The organism is Bartonella bovis 91-4 (assembly GCF_000384965.1).
GTDB classification, from domain to species: domain Bacteria; phylum Pseudomonadota; class Alphaproteobacteria; order Rhizobiales; family Rhizobiaceae; genus Bartonella; species Bartonella bovis.
Window position 1 is genome coordinate 604,929 of sequence record NZ_CM001844.1, and the last position, 18,592, is coordinate 623,520.

An 18,592-nucleotide genomic window follows, 5' to 3' on the forward strand; every position below is an offset into this window, starting at 1 on the left:
ACAATAAATTTATCAATTGGATCTCTCCAATGATTTTATGATATCGGTAGGATTTATAACAGTGATTTCTCTATAAAGATGCTATAATTATGAGTAACAGATCTTTTGAATGATAAGTTGTTTAAATTACATGAGTCTGCATTTCACAAATGCATATCATTTTGAAATTTCTCCTGGATAAATGACAGTAGCCGTTGCAAGAGAAGCAATACCTTCTTCACGACCAATGAATCCTAGTTTTTCATTAGTTGTTGCTTTAATAGAAATACGATCGGCTGAAATTGTGAGTATATTCATAAGGTGTGTTACCATCATATGACGATAGGAACTGATTTTAGGTTTCTCGGCAATGAGCGTGATATCAACATTAGCAATACGGCCTCCTGCTTGCTTAATAATATTAACAGCATGGCGTAGAAAAATTTCTGATGGTGCATTTTTCCATTGAGGGTCAGAGGGAGGAAAGTAAATGCCGATATCTCCTGCGCCTTGAGTAGCTAAAAGAGCATCTGTTAGTGCATGAAGAGCAACATCAGAGTCTGAATGTCCATTTAATTTCTTTGTAAAAGGAATTTTTACGCCACATAATGTAATATAATCACCATCTATAAAAGAATGGACATCATAACCATTTCCAGTGCGAATATCAGGAAACATGGGTGCTCTTTTCTGGAGATATGAATGTGCGGTTTCAAGATCTTCCGGCCATGTAATTTTTATATTATTAGGATTTCCAGGAATGATTCGTATAGGAATACCAAACCATTCGGCGATTGCTGAATCATCGGTGAAATTTTGTTTGCAAGATTGTATCGCTTTTTCATGAGCTGCTAAAATAAGTTCAAATGGAAAACATTGTGGAGTTTGTGCACTATAAAAATTGCTACGCGGGATTGTTTCTAAAACATAATGTGCATTATTTGCACGTTTAAGTGTATCGGAAATAGGAAGAGCAGGAAGCACACCTTCTTGATGGTTGATAGTAGCGTGAATTTGCTCAAGAAGCTTATTTTCAACAAAAGGGCGTGCACCATCATGAATATGGACATATTCTGGTTTGATATCTTTGAGTGCATGAAGTCCGCACAAAGCAGATAATTGACGTGTAGCACCTCCTTCCACAATGATGAGATCTTTCTTAAAATCAGCTATAGCATTTTTACATATTTGGTGGTCATCTGGGTGGATAACCAAAATAACGGTTGTGATAGCTGAATGTTGTAAAAAACAACGCACGGTATGATAAATAACCGGCTTGTGTCCTAAAAGCCAGTATTGTTTGGGACTATTTTGTAAAGATCTCGCTCTTTTGCCACGTCCAGCGGCTAATATTATAGCTGCAATAGAAATACTTAATTCCTTTTTGAAATTTGATTTAAACTAATTATTTTGTGGTTTTTCTATGATCAACTCTTTATTAGCGTTGTAATAATGGTTGTTGCAAATCAGAAATGGATGTTGTTGATAATACATCAAAAAAAGCATTTAATGCATTTTTGAGTACGATATTTAAATTACAAGAATTAACCAGTGGGCAATTAACTTCTGTTTTATCAAAACATTCTGCCATGGAAAAATTATCTTCTATTATTTTCACGACATCAGCCACTGAGATCTCTGTTGCTGGTTTAGCTAATTTGATACCACCATTGCGTCCGCGTACTGTTTGCAAAAAGCCTGCTCCCACTAATGGTTGAAGAATTTTAAATAAAAAAAGCTCGGAAATGGCATATGTTTTAGCAATTTCAGGGATAGAACTTAAACTATCCTGATTAGACGCGCAGTACATGAGTATTCGGAGAGCATAATTTGTTTTTTTTGTTAATCGCATGACATCTCCTTGAAAAGTATTAATCAAACATACTTTATTTTAAAACTCTTTCAAAAATGTAGAAATTCTTTCTTAATTTTTGAATTAGTTATATTGTAAACATAGCATTACTAATTTTTATCACAAAGGGTTGTGTGAGAACAAGGAGATAAGTAACGTAAGATCATCATGAATACAACATCTGTGACAGATCTCCAGGATATAAACCAAAATACTTATAGCGATGAGACGCGTCGTTTAAGTAATATGTATACATTTTGGGGTATCACAATTATTATATTAGCTTTGCTAACAGCTTTTGTTTCATTTATTATTCTTGTTGGATTGACCTCTATTGTACCCAATAGAGCTGTGACACTAGTCCTTATAGGAATTAATAGCATTTGGATTTTGGTGCTGGGAGTCATTGTTTTATATGAGATAGTTCCTATTATTCGTGCGTGGCGGTCAGGGCGTGCTGCTTCACGTCTTCATGTGCGCCTTATTTCGTTATTTGCGCTTGTTGCAACATTGCCTGCTGTTGCTGTTGCTCTCATTTTAGGGCCTGCTCTTAATTTAGGGCTCGATCGGTGGTTTGATACAACAACTCGGCAAATTGTGGGTTCTTCTATCGATTTAGCTAATGCTTATGCCGATGAAATGCTTCAAAATTTGAAAAATTTATCTTATGCTATGGCGTTTGCGCTTGATAATAAGAAGCTCCTAGCACACAATCCAGTTGAATATCGGTTACAATTAACACGTCATGCTGCAGGTCGCAATCTTCGTGGTGCGTTTTTGTTAAGCTCGACAGGGACTATTTTTGCTTCAAGTGATCTTGGTGATGAAGATAAATTGCCCATTCCACCATCTCATCTTATTGCTCAAGCAACCAGTGAAAGACCTTTTTCTTTTCAGCCGGGAGTTCATGATTATTTTGGTATCGTTTTGAAATTTACAAATATCTCAAATACGTTTTTATATTTGGTGCGTGATGTTGATAAAGATGTATTATCTGCTTTACGTTTAACGGAAATCAATACAGATCGTTATCGTGATTTGAATAAAAATCGTCTACCAACACAAATTGCGTTTGGTATGCTTTATTTATGTCTTTTTTTAAGTTTATTTTTATCAGCTATTTGGGCTGGTATCGCCGTTGCTGATCGCTTGGTACGTCCCATTCGGCTTCTTATAGGTGCAGCTGATGATGTTGCTTCTGGGAATATGGAAGTGTTTGTGCCGGTACGTGCGAGGGATGGGGATATTGGGCAGTTATCAAAAACTTTTAATTACATGGTCAACGAACTTAAAAGTCGGCGTAATGAGTTGATAGCAGTTCGCGATCAAATCGATGAAAGGCGACGTTTTTCTGAAGCTGTTTTATCTGGTGTAACAGCAGGTGTGGCCGGAATTGATGATAATGGGAATATTACAATTATTAATAGGTCTATTGAGACAATGTTTGGTATTAATTCTGAACAAGTTATAGGACACAGTCTTTTATCATTAAGTGCTGAAATCGGGAAGGTTTTTGAGTTCGTTCGTTCGTCAGGGCGCAAAAACCATCGTGAGCAGGTGACTTTAAACGTGGCAGAACAAGAGCGTGTCTGTAATGTACAAATTACAATGGAGGAAGATGATGGGCAAGGGCAATCTTGGGTTCTAACAATTGATGATATTACAGACCTTGTAGAAGCGCAACGTTCATCAGCGTGGGCAGATATTGCACGCCGTATTGCGCATGAAATTAAAAACCCACTTACACCTATTCAGTTATCGGCTGAGCGTATTCGTAGGCGTTACGGTAAAATTATTACGCAAGATCAAGAAGTTTTCAATCAGTGTGTTAATACAATTATTCGACAGGTTGGAGATATTGGGTGTATGGTTGATGAATTTTCTTCTTTTGCACGTATGCCCAAACCACACATGCGTTTTTCAGATATACGTGGGTTACTGCGTGAAGCGTGTTTTTTGATAGAAGTTACACGACATGATATCCATTTTGAGCAAGATTTTGGCGATATACCACTTATAGGTGAATTTGATAGTCGTCTTATTGTTCAGGCATTTAGTAATGTCATTAAAAATGCAAGTGAAGCAATTGATTCAGTTGCGCGAGAAAAAGGTATTCACGGCCATATTTGGGTACGTTCTTATCGTCAAAGAGAGCATTTAGTTGTGGATGTTATTGATAATGGTAAAGGGCTTCCTAAAGAACAAAGGCAAAAATTATTAGAGCCTTATATAACAACGCGAGAAAAAGGAACAGGGCTTGGTTTAGCTATTGTTCGTAAAATTATTGAAGATCATGGTGGCTACATGGAATTGCATGATGCATTAGATAGTTTTTATGAAGGTCGTGGTGCGATGATTCGTATGGTATTTCCGGCGGGTCGAACAAGATAGTATGGCACAAACCACAAATCATAAGATAAGGGAATGAGATGGTAGCAGATATCTTAATTGTTGATGATGAAGCAGATATTCGTGAGCTTATTGCTGGTATTTTGAATGATGAAGGCTATGAAACACGTATTGCGTGTCATGCTGATGAAGCGTTAGCACAAATTAGTGAGCGTGTTCCAAAACTAATTTTTTTAGATATTTGGTTGCAAGGAAGTCGTCTTGATGGCTTAGCATTGCTTGATGAAATCAAAGCTCGACACCCCACTCTTCCAGTAGTTATGATTTCTGGTCATGGTAATATTGAGACAGCTGTTTCTGCTATAAAACGGGGTGCGTATGATTTCATTGAGAAACCTTTTAAGACTGATCGTCTTATCTTAGTTGCTGAACGAACTCTTGAAAACTCAAAATTAAAACGTGAGCTTTTAGAATTACGACAACGCTCAAATGAGGCACAAGAATTACTTGGAACATCGACTGTTATGAAGCATTTGCGCCAAACTATAGAAAAAGTGGCGCCAACCAATAGTCGTGTCATGATTACTGGTCCTTCAGGGGCAGGGAAAGAAATGGTGGCACGTACTATTCACGCACTTTCAACACGTTCTAATGGACCATTTGTTACGATAAATGCCGCAACGATTGTTCCCGAGAGAATGGAAATAGAATTATTTGGTAATGAAGTAGAAGGTAGTGAACGTAAGATTGGTGCACTAGAAGAGGCCCACGGCGGGATATTATATATTGATGAAATTTGTGATATGCCGCGTGAAACTCAGGGTAAGATTCTTCAGGTATTGACGACACAAACCTTTGAAAGGGTTGGTGGTACAAAGCGTGTCAAAGTGGATGTTCGTGTGATTTCTTCAACAGCGCAGAATATTGAAAATTTAATTTCTGATGGGCGTTTTAGAGAAGACCTTTTTCATCGTCTTGCAGTTGTTCCTATTTGTGTTCCACCTCTTTGTGCGCGTCGTGAAGATATTCCGGAGCTCGTTCAGCATTTTGTTAGAACAATATCACATCAACTTGGTATTAAACCGCGTGAAATTAGTGATGATGTTATAGCTGTTTTGCAAGCGCATACATGGCCAGGTAATGTACGCCAATTACGTAATAATATTGAACGCCTTCTCATTCTTGTGCGTGATGATAAACCAATAACAACAGAATTACTTCCTGTTGAAGTGAGTGATTCTTTTCCACGTGTTCAAATAGATACAGATGAAAATATAATGGATTTACCATTGCGTGAAGCACGTGAATTATTTGAAAAGAGATATTTAGTGGCACAGATCGGACGTTTGGGTGGAAATATATCTCGTACTGCTGAATTTATAGGTATGGAGCGCTCAGCTTTACATCGTAAACTTAAAGCGCTTGGAGTTTCGTAAATTATGCGTGTTATTATTTGTGGGGCAGGGCAGGTCGGTTATGGGATAGCAGAGCGTCTTTCTGCTGAAAATCATGATATAACCGTTATAGATGTTGAAGCGAGATTAGTTGAAAAAATTCGCGATGCGTTAGATGTTAGAAGTTTTGTTGGTTATGGTTCACACCCTGAAGTTCTTTTAGCCGCAGGCGCTGATGAAGCTGATATGTTGATAGCAGTAACTTTATTTGATGAAGTCAATATGGTGGCTTGTCAGGTGGCCCATTCGTTATTTAATGTTCCAACTAAAATAGCTCGTATTCGTTCACAATCGTATTTAGAGCCATGTTATAAAACTCTGTTTGCGAGAGAGAATATTCCTATTGATGTAGTTATTTCGCCAGAAGTTGAAGTTGGGGAAATGGTTCTACGACGCATTGCCTTGCCTGGGGCGATAGATGTTCTCTATTTTTGTAATGATGATATTGTTGCGTTTGCTTTGGAATGTATGGAGGATTGCCCAGTTATTAATACGCCTCTGCGGCAGTTAACTGAGCTTTTTCCCGATCTTCGAACAACAGTTACTGCTATTAAGCGTGGTTCAGAATTACTGGTAGCGCACTCAGATACACAATTGCGCATTGGTGACGTTATTTATCTTATTGCAGCTCGCGATCAGGTACGTCGTGCAGTTGGACTTTTTGGTCATAAAGAACAAGAAGCACATCGCATAATTATTGCAGGGGGTGGTCACATTGGTCTGTATGTTGCTCAGGCTATTGAAAAACGCCTGCATAAGTTAAAATTGAAGATTATAGAGGCGGATAGAGAGAGAGCACTAACAATTGCCGATCAACTCGAAAAAACGACGGTTTTATATGGTGATGTGTTAGATCCGGTAATTCTTCAAGAAGCTGGAATTGACCAAGCTGATTTAATGATTACATTAACCAATCAAGATCAGGTTAATCTTTTAAGCGCTATTATAGCTAAAAGACTAGGGTGCAAAGCCAATATGGTTTTGATTAATAATGTTGCTTATCAAGAATTTAGTCGTACAGTTGGTGTAGATGCGCACTTAAATCCTCGTAGTGTTACTGTATCAAAAATTTTACAGCAAATGCGTCGTGGACGCATTCGTGCTGTCCATTCGGTTTTTAATGGCACTGCAGAAATTATTGAAGCTGAAGCAATGCAGACTTCCTCACTAATTGGTAAGTCATTATCAGAGCTTAAGTTATCAGAAGGTTTAAGAATTGGTGCAATTTATCGCAATAATACAATTATACAGCTTTTAGCAGATACGCGTATTTTACCTGGTGATCGAGTAGTGATATTTGCTCTTGCTGATAGTGTTCGTGATGTTGAGCAATTATTTCGTGTAAGCTTAGAATATTTTTAATACGCTTAAGGTATTATACTTTTCAGTGTTATGCGTATTCAGTTGGTTAACTGGCTTTTGTTAAGCAATCAAGGATTGGGTTTGGGTTAGTATGTTAAGTTTAGTGATGAAAAAATGCACTTTTGCCTATTTGTATTAATCATATAAAGCGCGAATCGCTTCTATAGTGTTTTTAGTACACTATCGCTTTGACTCTAATTTTTTAAGTTATGATCACGATTATATAATTGCTCAATTTACAGATTTTTTTTGCGTTATATTCATGTCAAATCAATAAAATTTTTGGTTAGATCTAAATATTTATTTTGAAAATGGTTTCAGTTGATAGTGAATCAAATATGATTAGCAAGAACAATACTACAGAAATAAAATTTTAGCGTTTTATTATTCATTCTGATAACCTCGTGAATAAAAATGTTTGAAGGTTATTTTGCAAATTCAAAAATTATTTCTGATATTAATTGAAGTTTAAGCACTGTATTGAAAACCATAATTAAAAAAGAAAAATCCTTAATTCTACCAAGAAAGCTTGGAATAAAGATATTTCGCAATAATGATATTGCATGATTAACTAAATAATATGATTTTTCATGAACAAGAAAATTATTATTAAACAAGATGCAAAACTGAAAGGATTTTTAACTTTAAAATAATGAATAAATTACCTTGCATAGAGTTTCATTATACAAAATATTAGAAATGTCTCATTTAAAAAGAAAGTTTTTAGCATTAGGCAAAATTACGCATGTCTGATGCTCAGAGTTTTTTTTGGAGTGGAGTTTTTATAACTATTTTAACTGTTGAGATTTTAATTCTATTTTATCATGATTGATTGTGGCTTGCGTCAGGGAGTATTGGTAGCTTATGACTAATACAATTAAATGCGTTAATAGCAATTCTTATTAATGGAAGTAAAAAGTATGAGCGATCCAATAAAAACAGCGCTGAATCTGGTTCCTATGGTTGTTGAACAAACTAATCGTGGTGAACGTGCTTATGATATTTTTTCCCGCCTTTTGAAAGAGCGAATCATTTTCATTAATGGCCCTGTTGAGGATGGTATGGCAATGCTTGTGTGTGCTCAATTGCTTTTTTTGGAAGCGGAAAATCCTAAAAAGGAAATCAGTCTTTATATTAATTCACCAGGTGGTGTGGTAACATCTGGAATGGCAATTTATGACACTATGCAGTTTATTCGTCCTCCTGTTTCTACGTTGTGCATGGGGCAAGCTGCATCTATGGGGTCGTTACTTTTAACAGCTGGAGCAAAGGGTCACCGTTTTTCGTTGCCAAATGCACGTATCATGGTACATCAACCATCTGGTGGTTTTCAGGGGCAAGTCTCTGATATTGAACGGCATGCGCAAGATATTATAAAGATGAAACGACGTTTAAATGAAATTTATGTTCAACATACAGGTCAGGATTATGAAATTATTGAAAAAACGCTTGATCGCGATCATTTTATGACAGCAGAAGAATCTAAAAAATTCGGTCTAATCGACGATGTTATACAATATCGTATGGTAACTGAAAAAGAAGAGACAGATTAAGAATTTTTATAGAAAAAATAGCTAATTCTGAAGTACATAAAAATTGCCTTTAAAATAGCTATTTTAAAATATAGATTTTGTAAAAATTGTCATAAAATAATAGGGAAATACTCAAAAATATTGTGATAATTGTAGTTTTGTATATATTTGGGTTGTTGTTATAAAAAACCTCTTTGTGAAGATAAAGTATTCAGATATTGAGGTGAAAGGAAAATGAGATGAGCAAAGTTGGCAATAGTGGGGGCGAATCAAAAAATACTCTCTATTGCTCATTCTGCGGCAAAAGCCAGCATGAAGTGCGTAAACTCATTGCAGGACCTACTGTATTCATTTGTGATGAATGTGTAGAACTTTGTACAGATATTATTCGTGAAGAAAATAAATCTTCAGGGGTTAAAGCACGTGATGGTGTTCCTACTCCACAAGAAATTTTAACAGTTCTTGATGATTATGTTATTGGTCAGCGGTATGCAAAGCGTGTTCTTTCTGTTGCTGTTCATAATCATTATAAACGTCTTGCGCATCAATCTAAGAATAGTGATATTGAATTATCTAAATCGAATATTCTTCTTGTTGGACCAACAGGATGCGGTAAAACTTATCTTGCACAAACATTGGCACGCATTATTGATGTGCCTTTTACTATGGCAGATGCAACCACTTTGACTGAAGCAGGTTATGTGGGTGAGGATGTTGAAAATATTATTTTAAAACTTCTACAATCTGCAGATTATAATGTTGAGCGTGCACAACGCGGCATTGTTTATATTGATGAAGTTGATAAAATTTCTCGTAAAGCTGATAATCCTTCTATTACAAGAGATGTTTCGGGAGAAGGTGTTCAGCAAGCATTATTAAAAATTATGGAAGGTACAGTGGCTTCTGTTCCTCCTCAGGGTGGGCGTAAACATCCGCAGCAAGAGTTTCTTCAGGTTGATACAACAAACATTTTGTTTATTTGTGGAGGTGCTTTTGCTGGTTTAGAACGAATTATTTCAGGGCGTGGTGAAAAAACTTCAATAGGTTTTTCTGCTACTGTGAAGGCTCCTGATGAGCGTCGAGTTGGTGAAATTTTTCATGATTTAGAACCTGAAGATCTTGTAAAGTTTGGTTTGATACCAGAGTTTATTGGTCGTCTTCCTATTATAGCTACTTTAGAAGATTTAGATATTAACGCACTTGTTCAAATTTTATCACAGCCCAAAAATGCGTTAGTTAAGCAGTATAAGCGCCTTTTTGAGATGGAAAATATTGAATTGACATTTCATGAAGATGCTTTGCGCGTTATTGCCAATAAAGCGATTGAACGTAAGACTGGAGCACGCGGTTTACGCTCTATTATGGAAAAAATTCTTCTTGATACTATGTTTGAGTTGCCAACCCTTGAAGGGGTCCAAAAGGTGGTGATCTCGAGTGATGTAGTTGAAGGAAAGGCTTGTCCTCTTTACATTTATTCGGAGTGTGCAGAAGATAAAGAAAACGTATCAGCATAACGTTATAGTAAATATCGTTAATGAGTACTATTTTAAAGTAGATCTTCTGAGTATTATAGCGTAACGCTTGATTTGTTTATTCGTAATTACTACTTCATTTATTATAAAGAAGCTGCTATTTTTAAAGATAAGCTTATGTGGGGGTGAATTGTAGGCTCCAGAAAGGAAAAATATGCAATATATTGATGAAAAGACAAAAAGGGTAACAGAAGAGCTTTACGCTGTTTTACCGCTTCGTGATATTGTTGTTTTTCCGCATATGATTGTTCCACTTTTTGTTGGTCGAGAAAAATCAATTCACGCTCTTGAAGAGACGATGATAGTAGATAAGCAGATATTATTAGCCACACAGAAGAATGCTTCTGACGATGATCCAAAGTCGGAAGATATTTATGATATTGGTACTTTTGCCAATGTTCTTCAACTTTTAAAACTTCCTGATGGAACTGTAAAAGTTTTGGTTGAGGGTACTGCGCGTGCAAAAATTAATCAATTTACTGAAAATGAAAATTATCATCAAGCTTATGCAACTATTATAGAGGAGTCTGAAGAGAATGAAGTTGAAATTGAAGCTCTTTCTCGGTCAGTGATTGTTTATTTTGAAAATTATGTAAAGCTTAATAAGAAAATTTCTCCTGAAGTTGTAAGTGCTATCAGCCAGATTGATGATCCTTCTAAGCTTGCTGATACTATTGCTTCACATTTGGTGATTAAACTTTCAGAAAAACAAGAAATTTTGGCACTATTGTCTGTTCGTGATCGTCTTGAACGTATACTTTTCTTCATGGAAGGAGAGATTTCTGTTTTACAAGTTGAGAAACGGATTCGTTCACATGTCAAACGGCAGATGGAAAAAACTCAACGGGAATATTATCTCAATGAGCAGATGAAGGCTATTCAGAAAGAACTGGGAGCGGGCGATGATAGCCGTGATGAGTTATCTGAATTAGAGGATCGTATCAAAAAAACAAAGCTTTCAAAAGAAGCACGTACAAAGGCCGGGGTAGAGCTCAGGAAATTACGTAATATGTCTCCCATGTCTGCGGAAGCGACAGTCGTACGTAATTATCTTGATTGGCTTTTGACTATACCTTGGGGCAAAAAGTCAAAGATTAAGAATGATTTGAACTTTGCTGAAAAAGTCATGGATAATGAGCATTTTGGTCTTGAAAAAATTAAAGAACGAATCGTTGAATATTTAGCAGTACAAAGCCGGTCATCAAAGATAAAAGGTCCTATTATTTGTCTTTTAGGTCCTCCTGGTGTTGGAAAGACATCACTTGCACGTTCTATTGCAAAGGCAACAGGTCGTGAATATGTCCGCATCTCATTAGGGGGTGTTCGAGATGAAGCGGAAATTCGCGGGCATCGTCGAACTTATATTGGTTCTATGCCTGGAAAGATCATTCAGTCTATGAAAAAGTCTAAAAAGACTAATCCTCTTTTTTTGCTTGATGAAATTGATAAAATGGGACAAGACTTTCGTGGAGATCCTGCTTCAGCTTTGTTGGAAGTGCTTGATCCTGAGCAAAATAACACATTTATTGATCATTATTTGGAAGTGGAATATGATCTTTCTGATGTGATGTTTATTGCAACTGCAAATACACTTAATATTCCAGGGCCATTAATGGATCGGATGGAAATTATTCGTATTGCTGGTTATACTGAGTGCGAAAAAGTAGAGATTGTTAAACGGCATCTCTTACCAAAAGCATTGAAAGATCATTCTTTATCTAAAAAAGAGTTTAGTGTTTCTGATGGTGCTATAAAATCGGTGATCCAATTTTACACACGTGAAGCTGGTGTTCGTAATCTTGAGCGTGAATTGATGAAGATGGCGCGTAAATCGGTTACAAAAATTCTTAAAACAAATCAGAAGTCTATAGAGATTACAGAAGATAATATTGATGACTTTTTGGGGACGAAACGTTATCGCTTTGGCCAGGTTGAGGGTGAAAATCAGATTGGTGTTGTTACTGGGCTTGCATGGACCGAAGTTGGTGGAGAGCTATTGACTATTGAAAGTGTTATGATGCCAGGTAAAGGCAAAATGACTGTGACTGGGAATTTGCGTGATATCATGAAAGAATCAATTTCTGCAGCGGCGTCTTATGTGCGTTTTCGTGCTGTTGATTTTGGTATTGAGCCACCACTTTTTGATAAACGTGATATCCATGTGCATGTTCCAGAAGGTGCTACACCAAAAGATGGTCCATCAGCTGGAATTGCAATGGTAACAGCGATTGTTTCAGTGTTAACAGAGATTCCTGTTCATAAGGACATTGCTATGACTGGTGAAATTACTTTACGTGGGCGTGTTTTACCAATTGGTGGATTGAAAGAAAAATTGCTTGCTGCTCTTCGAGGAGGTATTAAAAAAGTACTTATTCCTGAAGAAAATGCAAAAGACTTAGTTGATATTCCTGATGATGTCAAAAATAATATGGAAATTATTCCGGTTAGTCATGTAAGTGAAGTTCTTAAACATGCTTTAGTTCGTTTCCCTGAGGCAATTGAATGGACAGAGTCTTCTACAGTGTCTGCCTCTATCAGAACGGAAGGGGATAATGAAGGAATACCGGTGGCGCACTGATTCTCATTTTGTTCTATAATTTGCAAATTTAAAAGAAGATAGAGTCTATTTTTTGGGGTTACTACTTTATTTATTTTGAAAAAAAATGAAAAATTCCGTGAATAACTGTGATTAATGCTAAAAAACAATATTTTCAAAGAAAATAAAACTTCTGTTTGCTGCACTTTTCAATAAACTTGTTGATGATCGGGTGAATTATATTGTCCGACTAATATAGGGAAAGGAAATATTCAATGAATAAAAGTGAATTGGTTAATTCTATTGCTGAAAAAGCAGGTGTTTCAAAAGCGCAGGCTGGTTCAATTCTAGATGCTTTTATTGCTTCTGTAACAGAATCTTTAGCTTCAGGAGGTGATGTTCGTCTTCCAGGGTTTGGTTCTTTTGAAGTTTCTAAACGTGCTGCTACAAAAGGGCGCAACCCTTCGACAGGTGCTGAAATTCATATTCCGGCACGTTCGGTGCCTAAGTTTTCTGCAGGTAAAAGCCTTAAAGAGGCTGTTAATAAGAAATAATTAATCTACATAAAAAACCCGATTATAAATAAATCGGGTTTTTTTAAAGTTTTTTTTAAGTGCTTTTGTGCAAAGGATTACAGCAGAAGCATAGATGGCTCTAATATTATTAGGCTATTTAATGAAAGGTGCTTTGAAATAGTTAAGATGGGGTAATAACTGTATATTCAAATGTATTTATCCCACAAATAAGACAATTTGATTGTAAATAAATCTCTGTTGTGAGTTATAGTTTATAATTCAAGTTGGATTAGCAGCTGTTATGAGTTTATTCATATAAACTAAATTTATTGAAGCACTGGAATATTAGAATTCTAGACAGAGCTAGGATAGCTATCTAACTCTATTTAAGAATTGCAGCATGTTGAATAACGCTACTATTTTAAAATTAATTAAAATTTATTTTTTAGTGGACTAAAGCCAAAGGCAATGAGTGTTTTATTAAATTTCAAAAAATGGTGATTGGATTAGAGATTATTTTGATTCTCCGTGTGTTAACCACTGAATACAATCATTTAAAGCTCGTGTAATTATAGCTTGTTTTTTTGCTAGTTTTTTTTCTTTGCTAGATAAACGTTTTTCTAAGTGATAAGCACAGTCAATAGGTGGAAAAAGACCGAAATTGATATTCATTGGTTGGAAAGATTGTTTTCCTGTTTCTTGAGTTACAATGTGTCCACCAGTAATATGGTTTAAAAGAGCTCCAAATGCTGTAGTTTTTGGCGGTAAAGAAGGACAAGTATGATTGTATTCAGCAATAGCAAAACGTCCAGCTAAAAGCCCAATTGCAGATGATTCTACGTAACCTTCGCAACCTGTGATTTGTCCAGCAAAACGTAATTGAGGCTTTTGTTTTAAACGAAGACTTTTATCAAGAATGATTGGTGAATTGAGATAAGTATTGCGGTGAAGACCACCAAGGCGTGCAAATTCTGCTTTTTCAAGTCCAGGTATTGTTCTAAAAATGCGAATTTGTTCACCATATTTTAGTTTTGTTTGGAAGCCAACCATATTATAAAGAGTGCCAAGCGTGTTGTCTTGACGTAATTGGACAACAGCATAAGGCTTAACTGTAGGATTATGAGCATTAGTTAGCCCTATAGGTTTCATGGGTCCGTATCTGAGGGTTTCAAAGCCACGCTCAGCCATAACTTCGATCGGTAAGCATCCATCAAAATAGGGTGTCTTTTCAAATTGACGAAATTCTATTTTTTCTGCACTTTTCAGTTCTTGAACGAATATTTCATATTGTTCTCTATTAAGGGGACAGTTAAGATAATCTTTTTCGGTTTTTTCAGGGCCGATTTTGTCATAGCGAGATTGGTACCAACAGATGTCCATATTGATGCTATCAGTATAAATGATAGGTGCAATAGCATCAAAAAAAGAAAGCGCTTCTGTTCCTGTTATTGCTTGTATTGTTTGCGCAAGTGCTGGTGAAGTAAGGGGACCTGTTGCAATAATAATGTTATGCCAGTTTTCAGGGAGGTTATGAATTTCTTCACGCTTTATAGTTATAAGAGGATGATTTTCAAGTGCTTTTGTAACAGTTTGGGAAAATCCATCACGGTCAACAGCAAGAGCGCTTCCTGCTGGTACTTTATTAGCATCTGCAGCCTTCATAATTAGGGATTTAGCTAATCGCATTTCAGCATGTAAAAGACCAACGGCATTTGTTGATGAATCATCTGAACGAAATGAATTTGAACAGACAAGTTCTGCAAGTTTATCTGTTTTGTGAGCATCGGATTTTTTGGTTGGCCGCATTTCATGTAAAATGATAGGGATTCCTGATTGGGCAATTTGCCAACTTGCTTCACTGCCAGCAAGACCTCCACCGATGATATGAATTGGAATGTTAAATTTATTTGACATAATCTCCTTTTAATGGAAGTAGTGCTATCTGAAAAGTGTAGATTTTGCTTTTATGATTTAGTAAGAAAGGTATATATTTTAGTTTTTAAGTATATTTACTTGCTTTTTTGCTTTAATTGGTTGGGATTGAGTGGTATAGAAACGCCGCTTATATGAGGTTATTGGTTAACGGGTTTAAGCGGATGTGGCGAAATTGGTAGACGCACCAGATTTAGGTTCTGGCGGGAGACCATGGGGGTTCGAGTCCCTCCATCCGCACCAAAATAATCCTTACATACCATGGATTTCCGCATATGTGAAAATCCGCTTTATGTAGATCTAACACTACAGTGTTGGGGTGTAATTATTACCGGAATGGATTTATCTATTCCTCAGAAATATGAAAGTTGTTCGATGCAAGTTACCGAAACGCTTAATGAAGGACTTAAACGTGAAATTAAAATCGTGATTCCAGCGAAAGATTTGGAAATAAAATTGAATAAACGGTTAGATGAAACCAAAGATAGAATTAAACTCAATGGTTTTCGTCCCGGTAAAGTGCCTGCTAGTCATTTGCGGAAAATGTACGGTAAATCTTTTATGGCTGATGTTCTTAATGAAATTATTAAGAATGTTCCTAGCTCTATTTTGGCTGACCGCAATGAACGTTCTGCAACGCAGCCGCACATTGATATAAAGGAAGATCAAGAAGTTCTGGATGGTAAGGCTGATTTTATTTTTAATTTGAAGTATGAAGTTTTACCAAAGTTTGACATTAAAGACTTTAAGAATATAAAAATTATCCGTGAAATTGCTGATATTCCCGAGCAAGAGATTGATGAGCAACTAAAAAGTGTTCTTTCTTCTACTCGTAATTATTCCGAAAAAAATGGTCCTGCTGTAGAAGGTGATCGCGTTATAATCGATTATCTTGGTAAATTTGATAATGTTCCATTTGATAATGGAGCAGGTAATGATGCACAATTGATCCTTGGTTCGAAACGATTTATTCCTGGTTTTGAGGAGCAATTGGTTGGTGTAAAGGCAGGTGATACAACAACAATTTCTGTTAAATTTCCTGATGATTATAGTGCTGCACATTTAGCTGGTAGAGATGCTGAGTTTGATATCACTGTTAAAGCCGTATTCAAACCAGATGAATTTGAAATTAATGATGAATCAGCCCAAAAGCTTGGTGTAGAGTCTCTTAGTCATTTGCGTGAAATTGTGCGTGGACAAATTGAGAGTAAATATGGCTCAATGACACGTCAAAAAATTAAGCGCCAGATTCTTGATGCATTAGATGCTGATTATAGTTTCGAAATTCCTGAATGTCTTTTGGAAGTTGAGTTTAACAATATATGGGGTCAGGTTAATAACGATTTACAAAAAGCTGGTAGTAGTTTTGAAGATGAGGGTACTACAGAAGAACAAGCACGGCAAGAATATCATATGCTTGCTCAACGTCGCGTTCGTCTTGGTTTAGTACTTTCTGAGATTGGAGTGCAAGCTGATGTTAAGGTAAGCGAAGATGAGTTACAAGCAGCAATCTTTGATCAGGTTCGTCAGTATCCTGGGCAAGAAAAGGAAATTATGAATTTTTTCCGGAATACACCGGAAGCTGTAGCGAGTCTACGTGCACCGATTTTTGAAGAAAAAGTCATTGATTATTTGTTGGCACAGATAAAAGTCACAGATAAAAAAGTAACTATTGAGGAGTTAATGAAAGAGGATGACGAATTAGATTTGACTAAGAAGGGGGTAACTAAGAAAAGATCTACAGAAAAGGAAAAAGGTGTGAAAAAAGTTTCAGCCAAAAAGAAAGCATCTAAAAAAGATTAATTGTATACAATAAAAGTAGTCTAATAAAATTTTGGTTTTATTAGACTTATATTCTTAAGCTTACACTTATTAGTAATTTGAAACTAGCTATTGAGTGTATTTTTCGATATTGATAGTGGATTAGCAATGGAAATCGTTGATACTCGTACCCCTGATCCTAGGCGTTTTATTTCTGGAGCTACAGGCGATTGGGAGGTTATCATTGGCATGGAGGTCCATGCGCAAGTTACATCAGATTCAAAGCTTTTTTCGGGTGCATCAACTAAATTTGGTGCTGAGCCAAATAATCATGTATCGTTTATTGATGCGGCTATGCCTGGTATGCTGCCTGTTGTTAATCAAGAATGTGTTCGCCAAGCTGTTCGAACTGGTTTGGGGTTAAAGGCTAAAATTAATCTAAAATCTGTTTTTGATCGTAAAAACTATTTTTATCCGGATTTGCCACAAGGGTATCAAATTTCACAATTTCAGTATCCAATTGTAGGGGAAGGAAAAGTCATTGTCTCTGTTGGGCCAGATTCGAATGGTCAATTTCAAGATATTGAAATTGGAATTGAGAGATTGCACCTTGAGCAGGATGCAGGAAAATCCATGCATGATCAGCATCCAACCATGTCTTTTGTGGATCTTAATCGTTCTGGCGTAGCACTTATGGAAATTGTTTCCAAGCCAGATATGCGTTCATCAGATGAGGCCAAAGCCTATATAACGAAATTACGCACGATTGTTCGTTATTTGGGTACCTGTGATGGTAATATGGATGAAGGTTCTATGCGTGCGGATGTGAATGTATCGGTTCGCCGTCCTGGTGAGGCTTTTGGAACTCGTTGTGAAATTAAGAATGTTAATTCCATTCGCTTCATTGGTCAGGCGATTGAATATGAAGCACGTCGTCAGATTGCGATTTTAGAAGATGGTGGTGTAATAGATCAAGAAACTCGACTTTTTGATGCCACTAAAGGTGAAACGCGATCTATGCGTTTAAAGGAAGAGGCACATGATTATCGTTATTTTCCTGATCCTGATCTTTTGCCATTGGAGTTTGATCAGGTATTTGTGGATGCTTTAGCTGCGGAATTACCGGAGTTTCCTGATGATATAAAACTACGTTTTATCAATGATATGGGATTAACGGCATATGATGCATCTATTCTTGTGACAGAAAAAGCAATTGCTGATTATTTTGAAGAAGTAGCGCATGGACGCGATGGAAAAATAGTTGCCAATTGGGTGATCAATGACCTTTTAGGTGCTTTGAATAAAGATAACCGTGAAATTGAGGACACACCAGTTACTCCAGATCAATTAGGGGCGATTATTGATCTTATTAAAGAGGGGACTATTTCTGGAAAAATTGCTAAAGATTTGTTTGAGATTGTCTGGAATGAAGGTGGGGATCCACGTCAAATTGTAGAAGAGCGTGGCATGAAACAAGTGACGGATACAGAAGTTATTAAGGGCGTTGTTGATGAAATTATTGCTAATAACTCTGATAAAGTTACTCAAGCAAGGGAAAAACCTGCTTTAGTTGGCTGGTTTGTTGGGCAAGTTATGAAAGCAACAGGGGGTAAGGCAAATCCTCAGGCTGTGAATGAATTAGTTAAGGCGAAACTAAAAATAGATTGATATTATAAGGTGGAGGAAAGTTTGTTGATATGATAATTTTTTATTTTTTGGTAATTTTAGGCCTCGTAACAATTTATTTAACAGGTAAGGCTGTGGGTACGCTAGAGAAGTGGAATCGGA

Annotated in this window: 12 protein-coding genes and 1 tRNA gene; 10 read left to right on the forward strand and 3 right to left on the reverse strand. The window is 36.5% G+C overall.

The window, feature by feature from the left end; all coding sequences use genetic code 11:
- Window positions 1-156 precede the first annotated feature (156 nt).
- Both BBBE_RS02605 and rirA read right to left on the reverse strand, forming a co-directional pair.
- Window positions 157-1,350 carry a bifunctional 2-C-methyl-D-erythritol 4-phosphate cytidylyltransferase/2-C-methyl-D-erythritol 2,4-cyclodiphosphate synthase gene (locus tag BBBE_RS02605; protein WP_081632652.1) on the reverse strand — a complete coding sequence of 398 codons (1,194 nt, stop codon included), beginning with the start codon at window positions 1,348-1,350 and terminating at the stop codon, window positions 157-159.
- Window positions 1,351-1,417: 67 nt separating this feature from the next.
- Window positions 1,418-1,831: an iron-responsive transcriptional regulator RirA gene (gene rirA / locus BBBE_RS02610; protein WP_010701066.1), complete on the reverse strand. Its 414-nt coding sequence runs from the start codon at window positions 1,829-1,831 to the stop codon at window positions 1,418-1,420.
- A gap of 168 nt (window positions 1,832-1,999) precedes the next feature.
- Here rirA and BBBE_RS02615 point away from each other — a divergent pair, with 168 nt between their 5' ends.
- From BBBE_RS02615 to BBBE_RS02645, 7 genes are all read left to right on the forward strand, one after another.
- Entirely contained in the window at window positions 2,000-4,222 is a 2,223-nt protein-coding gene (locus BBBE_RS02615; RefSeq protein ID WP_010701067.1) for a sensor histidine kinase NtrY-like, read from the forward strand.
- A 38-nt stretch (window positions 4,223-4,260) separates the two neighbouring features.
- Window positions 4,261-5,616 carry a nitrogen assimilation response regulator NtrX gene (gene ntrX / locus BBBE_RS02620; RefSeq protein WP_010701068.1) on the forward strand — a complete coding sequence of 452 codons (1,356 nt, stop codon included), beginning with the start codon at window positions 4,261-4,263 and terminating at the stop codon, window positions 5,614-5,616.
- 3 nt (window positions 5,617-5,619) lie between these two features.
- Window positions 5,620-6,996: a Trk system potassium transporter TrkA gene (gene trkA, locus BBBE_RS02625; protein WP_010701069.1), complete on the forward strand. Its 1,377-nt coding sequence runs from the start codon at window positions 5,620-5,622 to the stop codon at window positions 6,994-6,996.
- Between the two features lie 920 nt (window positions 6,997-7,916).
- A complete protein-coding gene (gene clpP, locus BBBE_RS02630) occupies window positions 7,917-8,549 on the forward strand; it encodes an ATP-dependent Clp endopeptidase proteolytic subunit ClpP (protein WP_007477567.1) in 633 nt (210 codons plus the stop codon).
- A 218-nt stretch (window positions 8,550-8,767) separates the two neighbouring features.
- The gene (gene clpX, locus BBBE_RS02635) at window positions 8,768-10,042 is read left to right on the forward strand and encodes an ATP-dependent Clp protease ATP-binding subunit ClpX (RefSeq protein ID WP_010701070.1); all 1,275 of its coding nucleotides are present in this window, start codon (window positions 8,768-8,770) and stop codon (window positions 10,040-10,042) included.
- Window positions 10,043-10,214: 172 nt separating this feature from the next.
- On the forward strand, window positions 10,215-12,638 hold the full coding sequence (gene lon, locus BBBE_RS02640; protein ID WP_010701071.1) for an endopeptidase La: 2,424 nt from the start codon (window positions 10,215-10,217) through the stop codon (window positions 12,636-12,638).
- 233 nt (window positions 12,639-12,871) lie between these two features.
- Window positions 12,872-13,150 carry an HU family DNA-binding protein gene (locus BBBE_RS02645; RefSeq protein WP_010701072.1) on the forward strand — a complete coding sequence of 93 codons (279 nt, stop codon included), beginning with the start codon at window positions 12,872-12,874 and terminating at the stop codon, window positions 13,148-13,150.
- A gap of 474 nt (window positions 13,151-13,624) precedes the next feature.
- On the opposite strand, the gene trmFO is transcribed toward BBBE_RS02645, so the two are convergent.
- A complete protein-coding gene (trmFO, locus tag BBBE_RS02650) occupies window positions 13,625-15,025 on the reverse strand; it encodes a methylenetetrahydrofolate--tRNA-(uracil(54)-C(5))-methyltransferase (FADH(2)-oxidizing) TrmFO (protein WP_010701073.1) in 1,401 nt (466 codons plus the stop codon).
- Between the two features lie 178 nt (window positions 15,026-15,203).
- Between trmFO and BBBE_RS02655 the strand changes: the two genes are divergently transcribed.
- From BBBE_RS02655 to gatB, 3 genes are all read left to right on the forward strand, one after another.
- A tRNA-Leu gene (locus BBBE_RS02655) sits at window positions 15,204-15,286 on the forward strand.
- Window positions 15,287-15,418: 132 nt separating this feature from the next.
- Window positions 15,419-16,846, forward strand: a complete 1,428-nt coding sequence (tig, locus tag BBBE_RS02660; RefSeq protein ID WP_010701074.1) for a trigger factor — start codon at window positions 15,419-15,421, stop codon at window positions 16,844-16,846.
- A gap of 126 nt (window positions 16,847-16,972) precedes the next feature.
- Entirely contained in the window at window positions 16,973-18,472 is a 1,500-nt protein-coding gene (gatB, locus tag BBBE_RS02665; protein ID WP_010701075.1) for an Asp-tRNA(Asn)/Glu-tRNA(Gln) amidotransferase subunit GatB, read from the forward strand.
- The last annotated feature ends 120 nt before the right edge of the window (window positions 18,473-18,592 follow it).

Coding starts and splice junctions, on each gene's coding strand:
- rirA (WP_010701066.1), bottom strand. CDS start 1,831: ATGCGATTAACAAAAAAAACAAATTATGCTCTCCGAATACTCATGTAC.
- BBBE_RS02615 (WP_010701067.1), top strand. CDS start 2,000: ATGAATACAACATCTGTGACAGATCTCCAGGATATAAACCAAAATACT.
- ntrX (WP_010701068.1), top strand. CDS start 4,261: ATGGTAGCAGATATCTTAATTGTTGATGATGAAGCAGATATTCGTGAG.
- trkA (WP_010701069.1), top strand. CDS start 5,620: ATGCGTGTTATTATTTGTGGGGCAGGGCAGGTCGGTTATGGGATAGCA.
- clpP (WP_007477567.1), top strand. CDS start 7,917: ATGAGCGATCCAATAAAAACAGCGCTGAATCTGGTTCCTATGGTTGTT.
- clpX (WP_010701070.1), top strand. CDS start 8,768: ATGAGCAAAGTTGGCAATAGTGGGGGCGAATCAAAAAATACTCTCTAT.
- lon (WP_010701071.1), top strand. CDS start 10,215: ATGCAATATATTGATGAAAAGACAAAAAGGGTAACAGAAGAGCTTTAC.
- BBBE_RS02645 (WP_010701072.1), top strand. CDS start 12,872: ATGAATAAAAGTGAATTGGTTAATTCTATTGCTGAAAAAGCAGGTGTT.
- trmFO (WP_010701073.1), bottom strand. CDS start 15,025: ATGTCAAATAAATTTAACATTCCAATTCATATCATCGGTGGAGGTCTT.
- tig (WP_010701074.1), top strand. CDS start 15,419: ATGCAAGTTACCGAAACGCTTAATGAAGGACTTAAACGTGAAATTAAA.
- gatB (WP_010701075.1), top strand. CDS start 16,973: ATGGAAATCGTTGATACTCGTACCCCTGATCCTAGGCGTTTTATTTCT.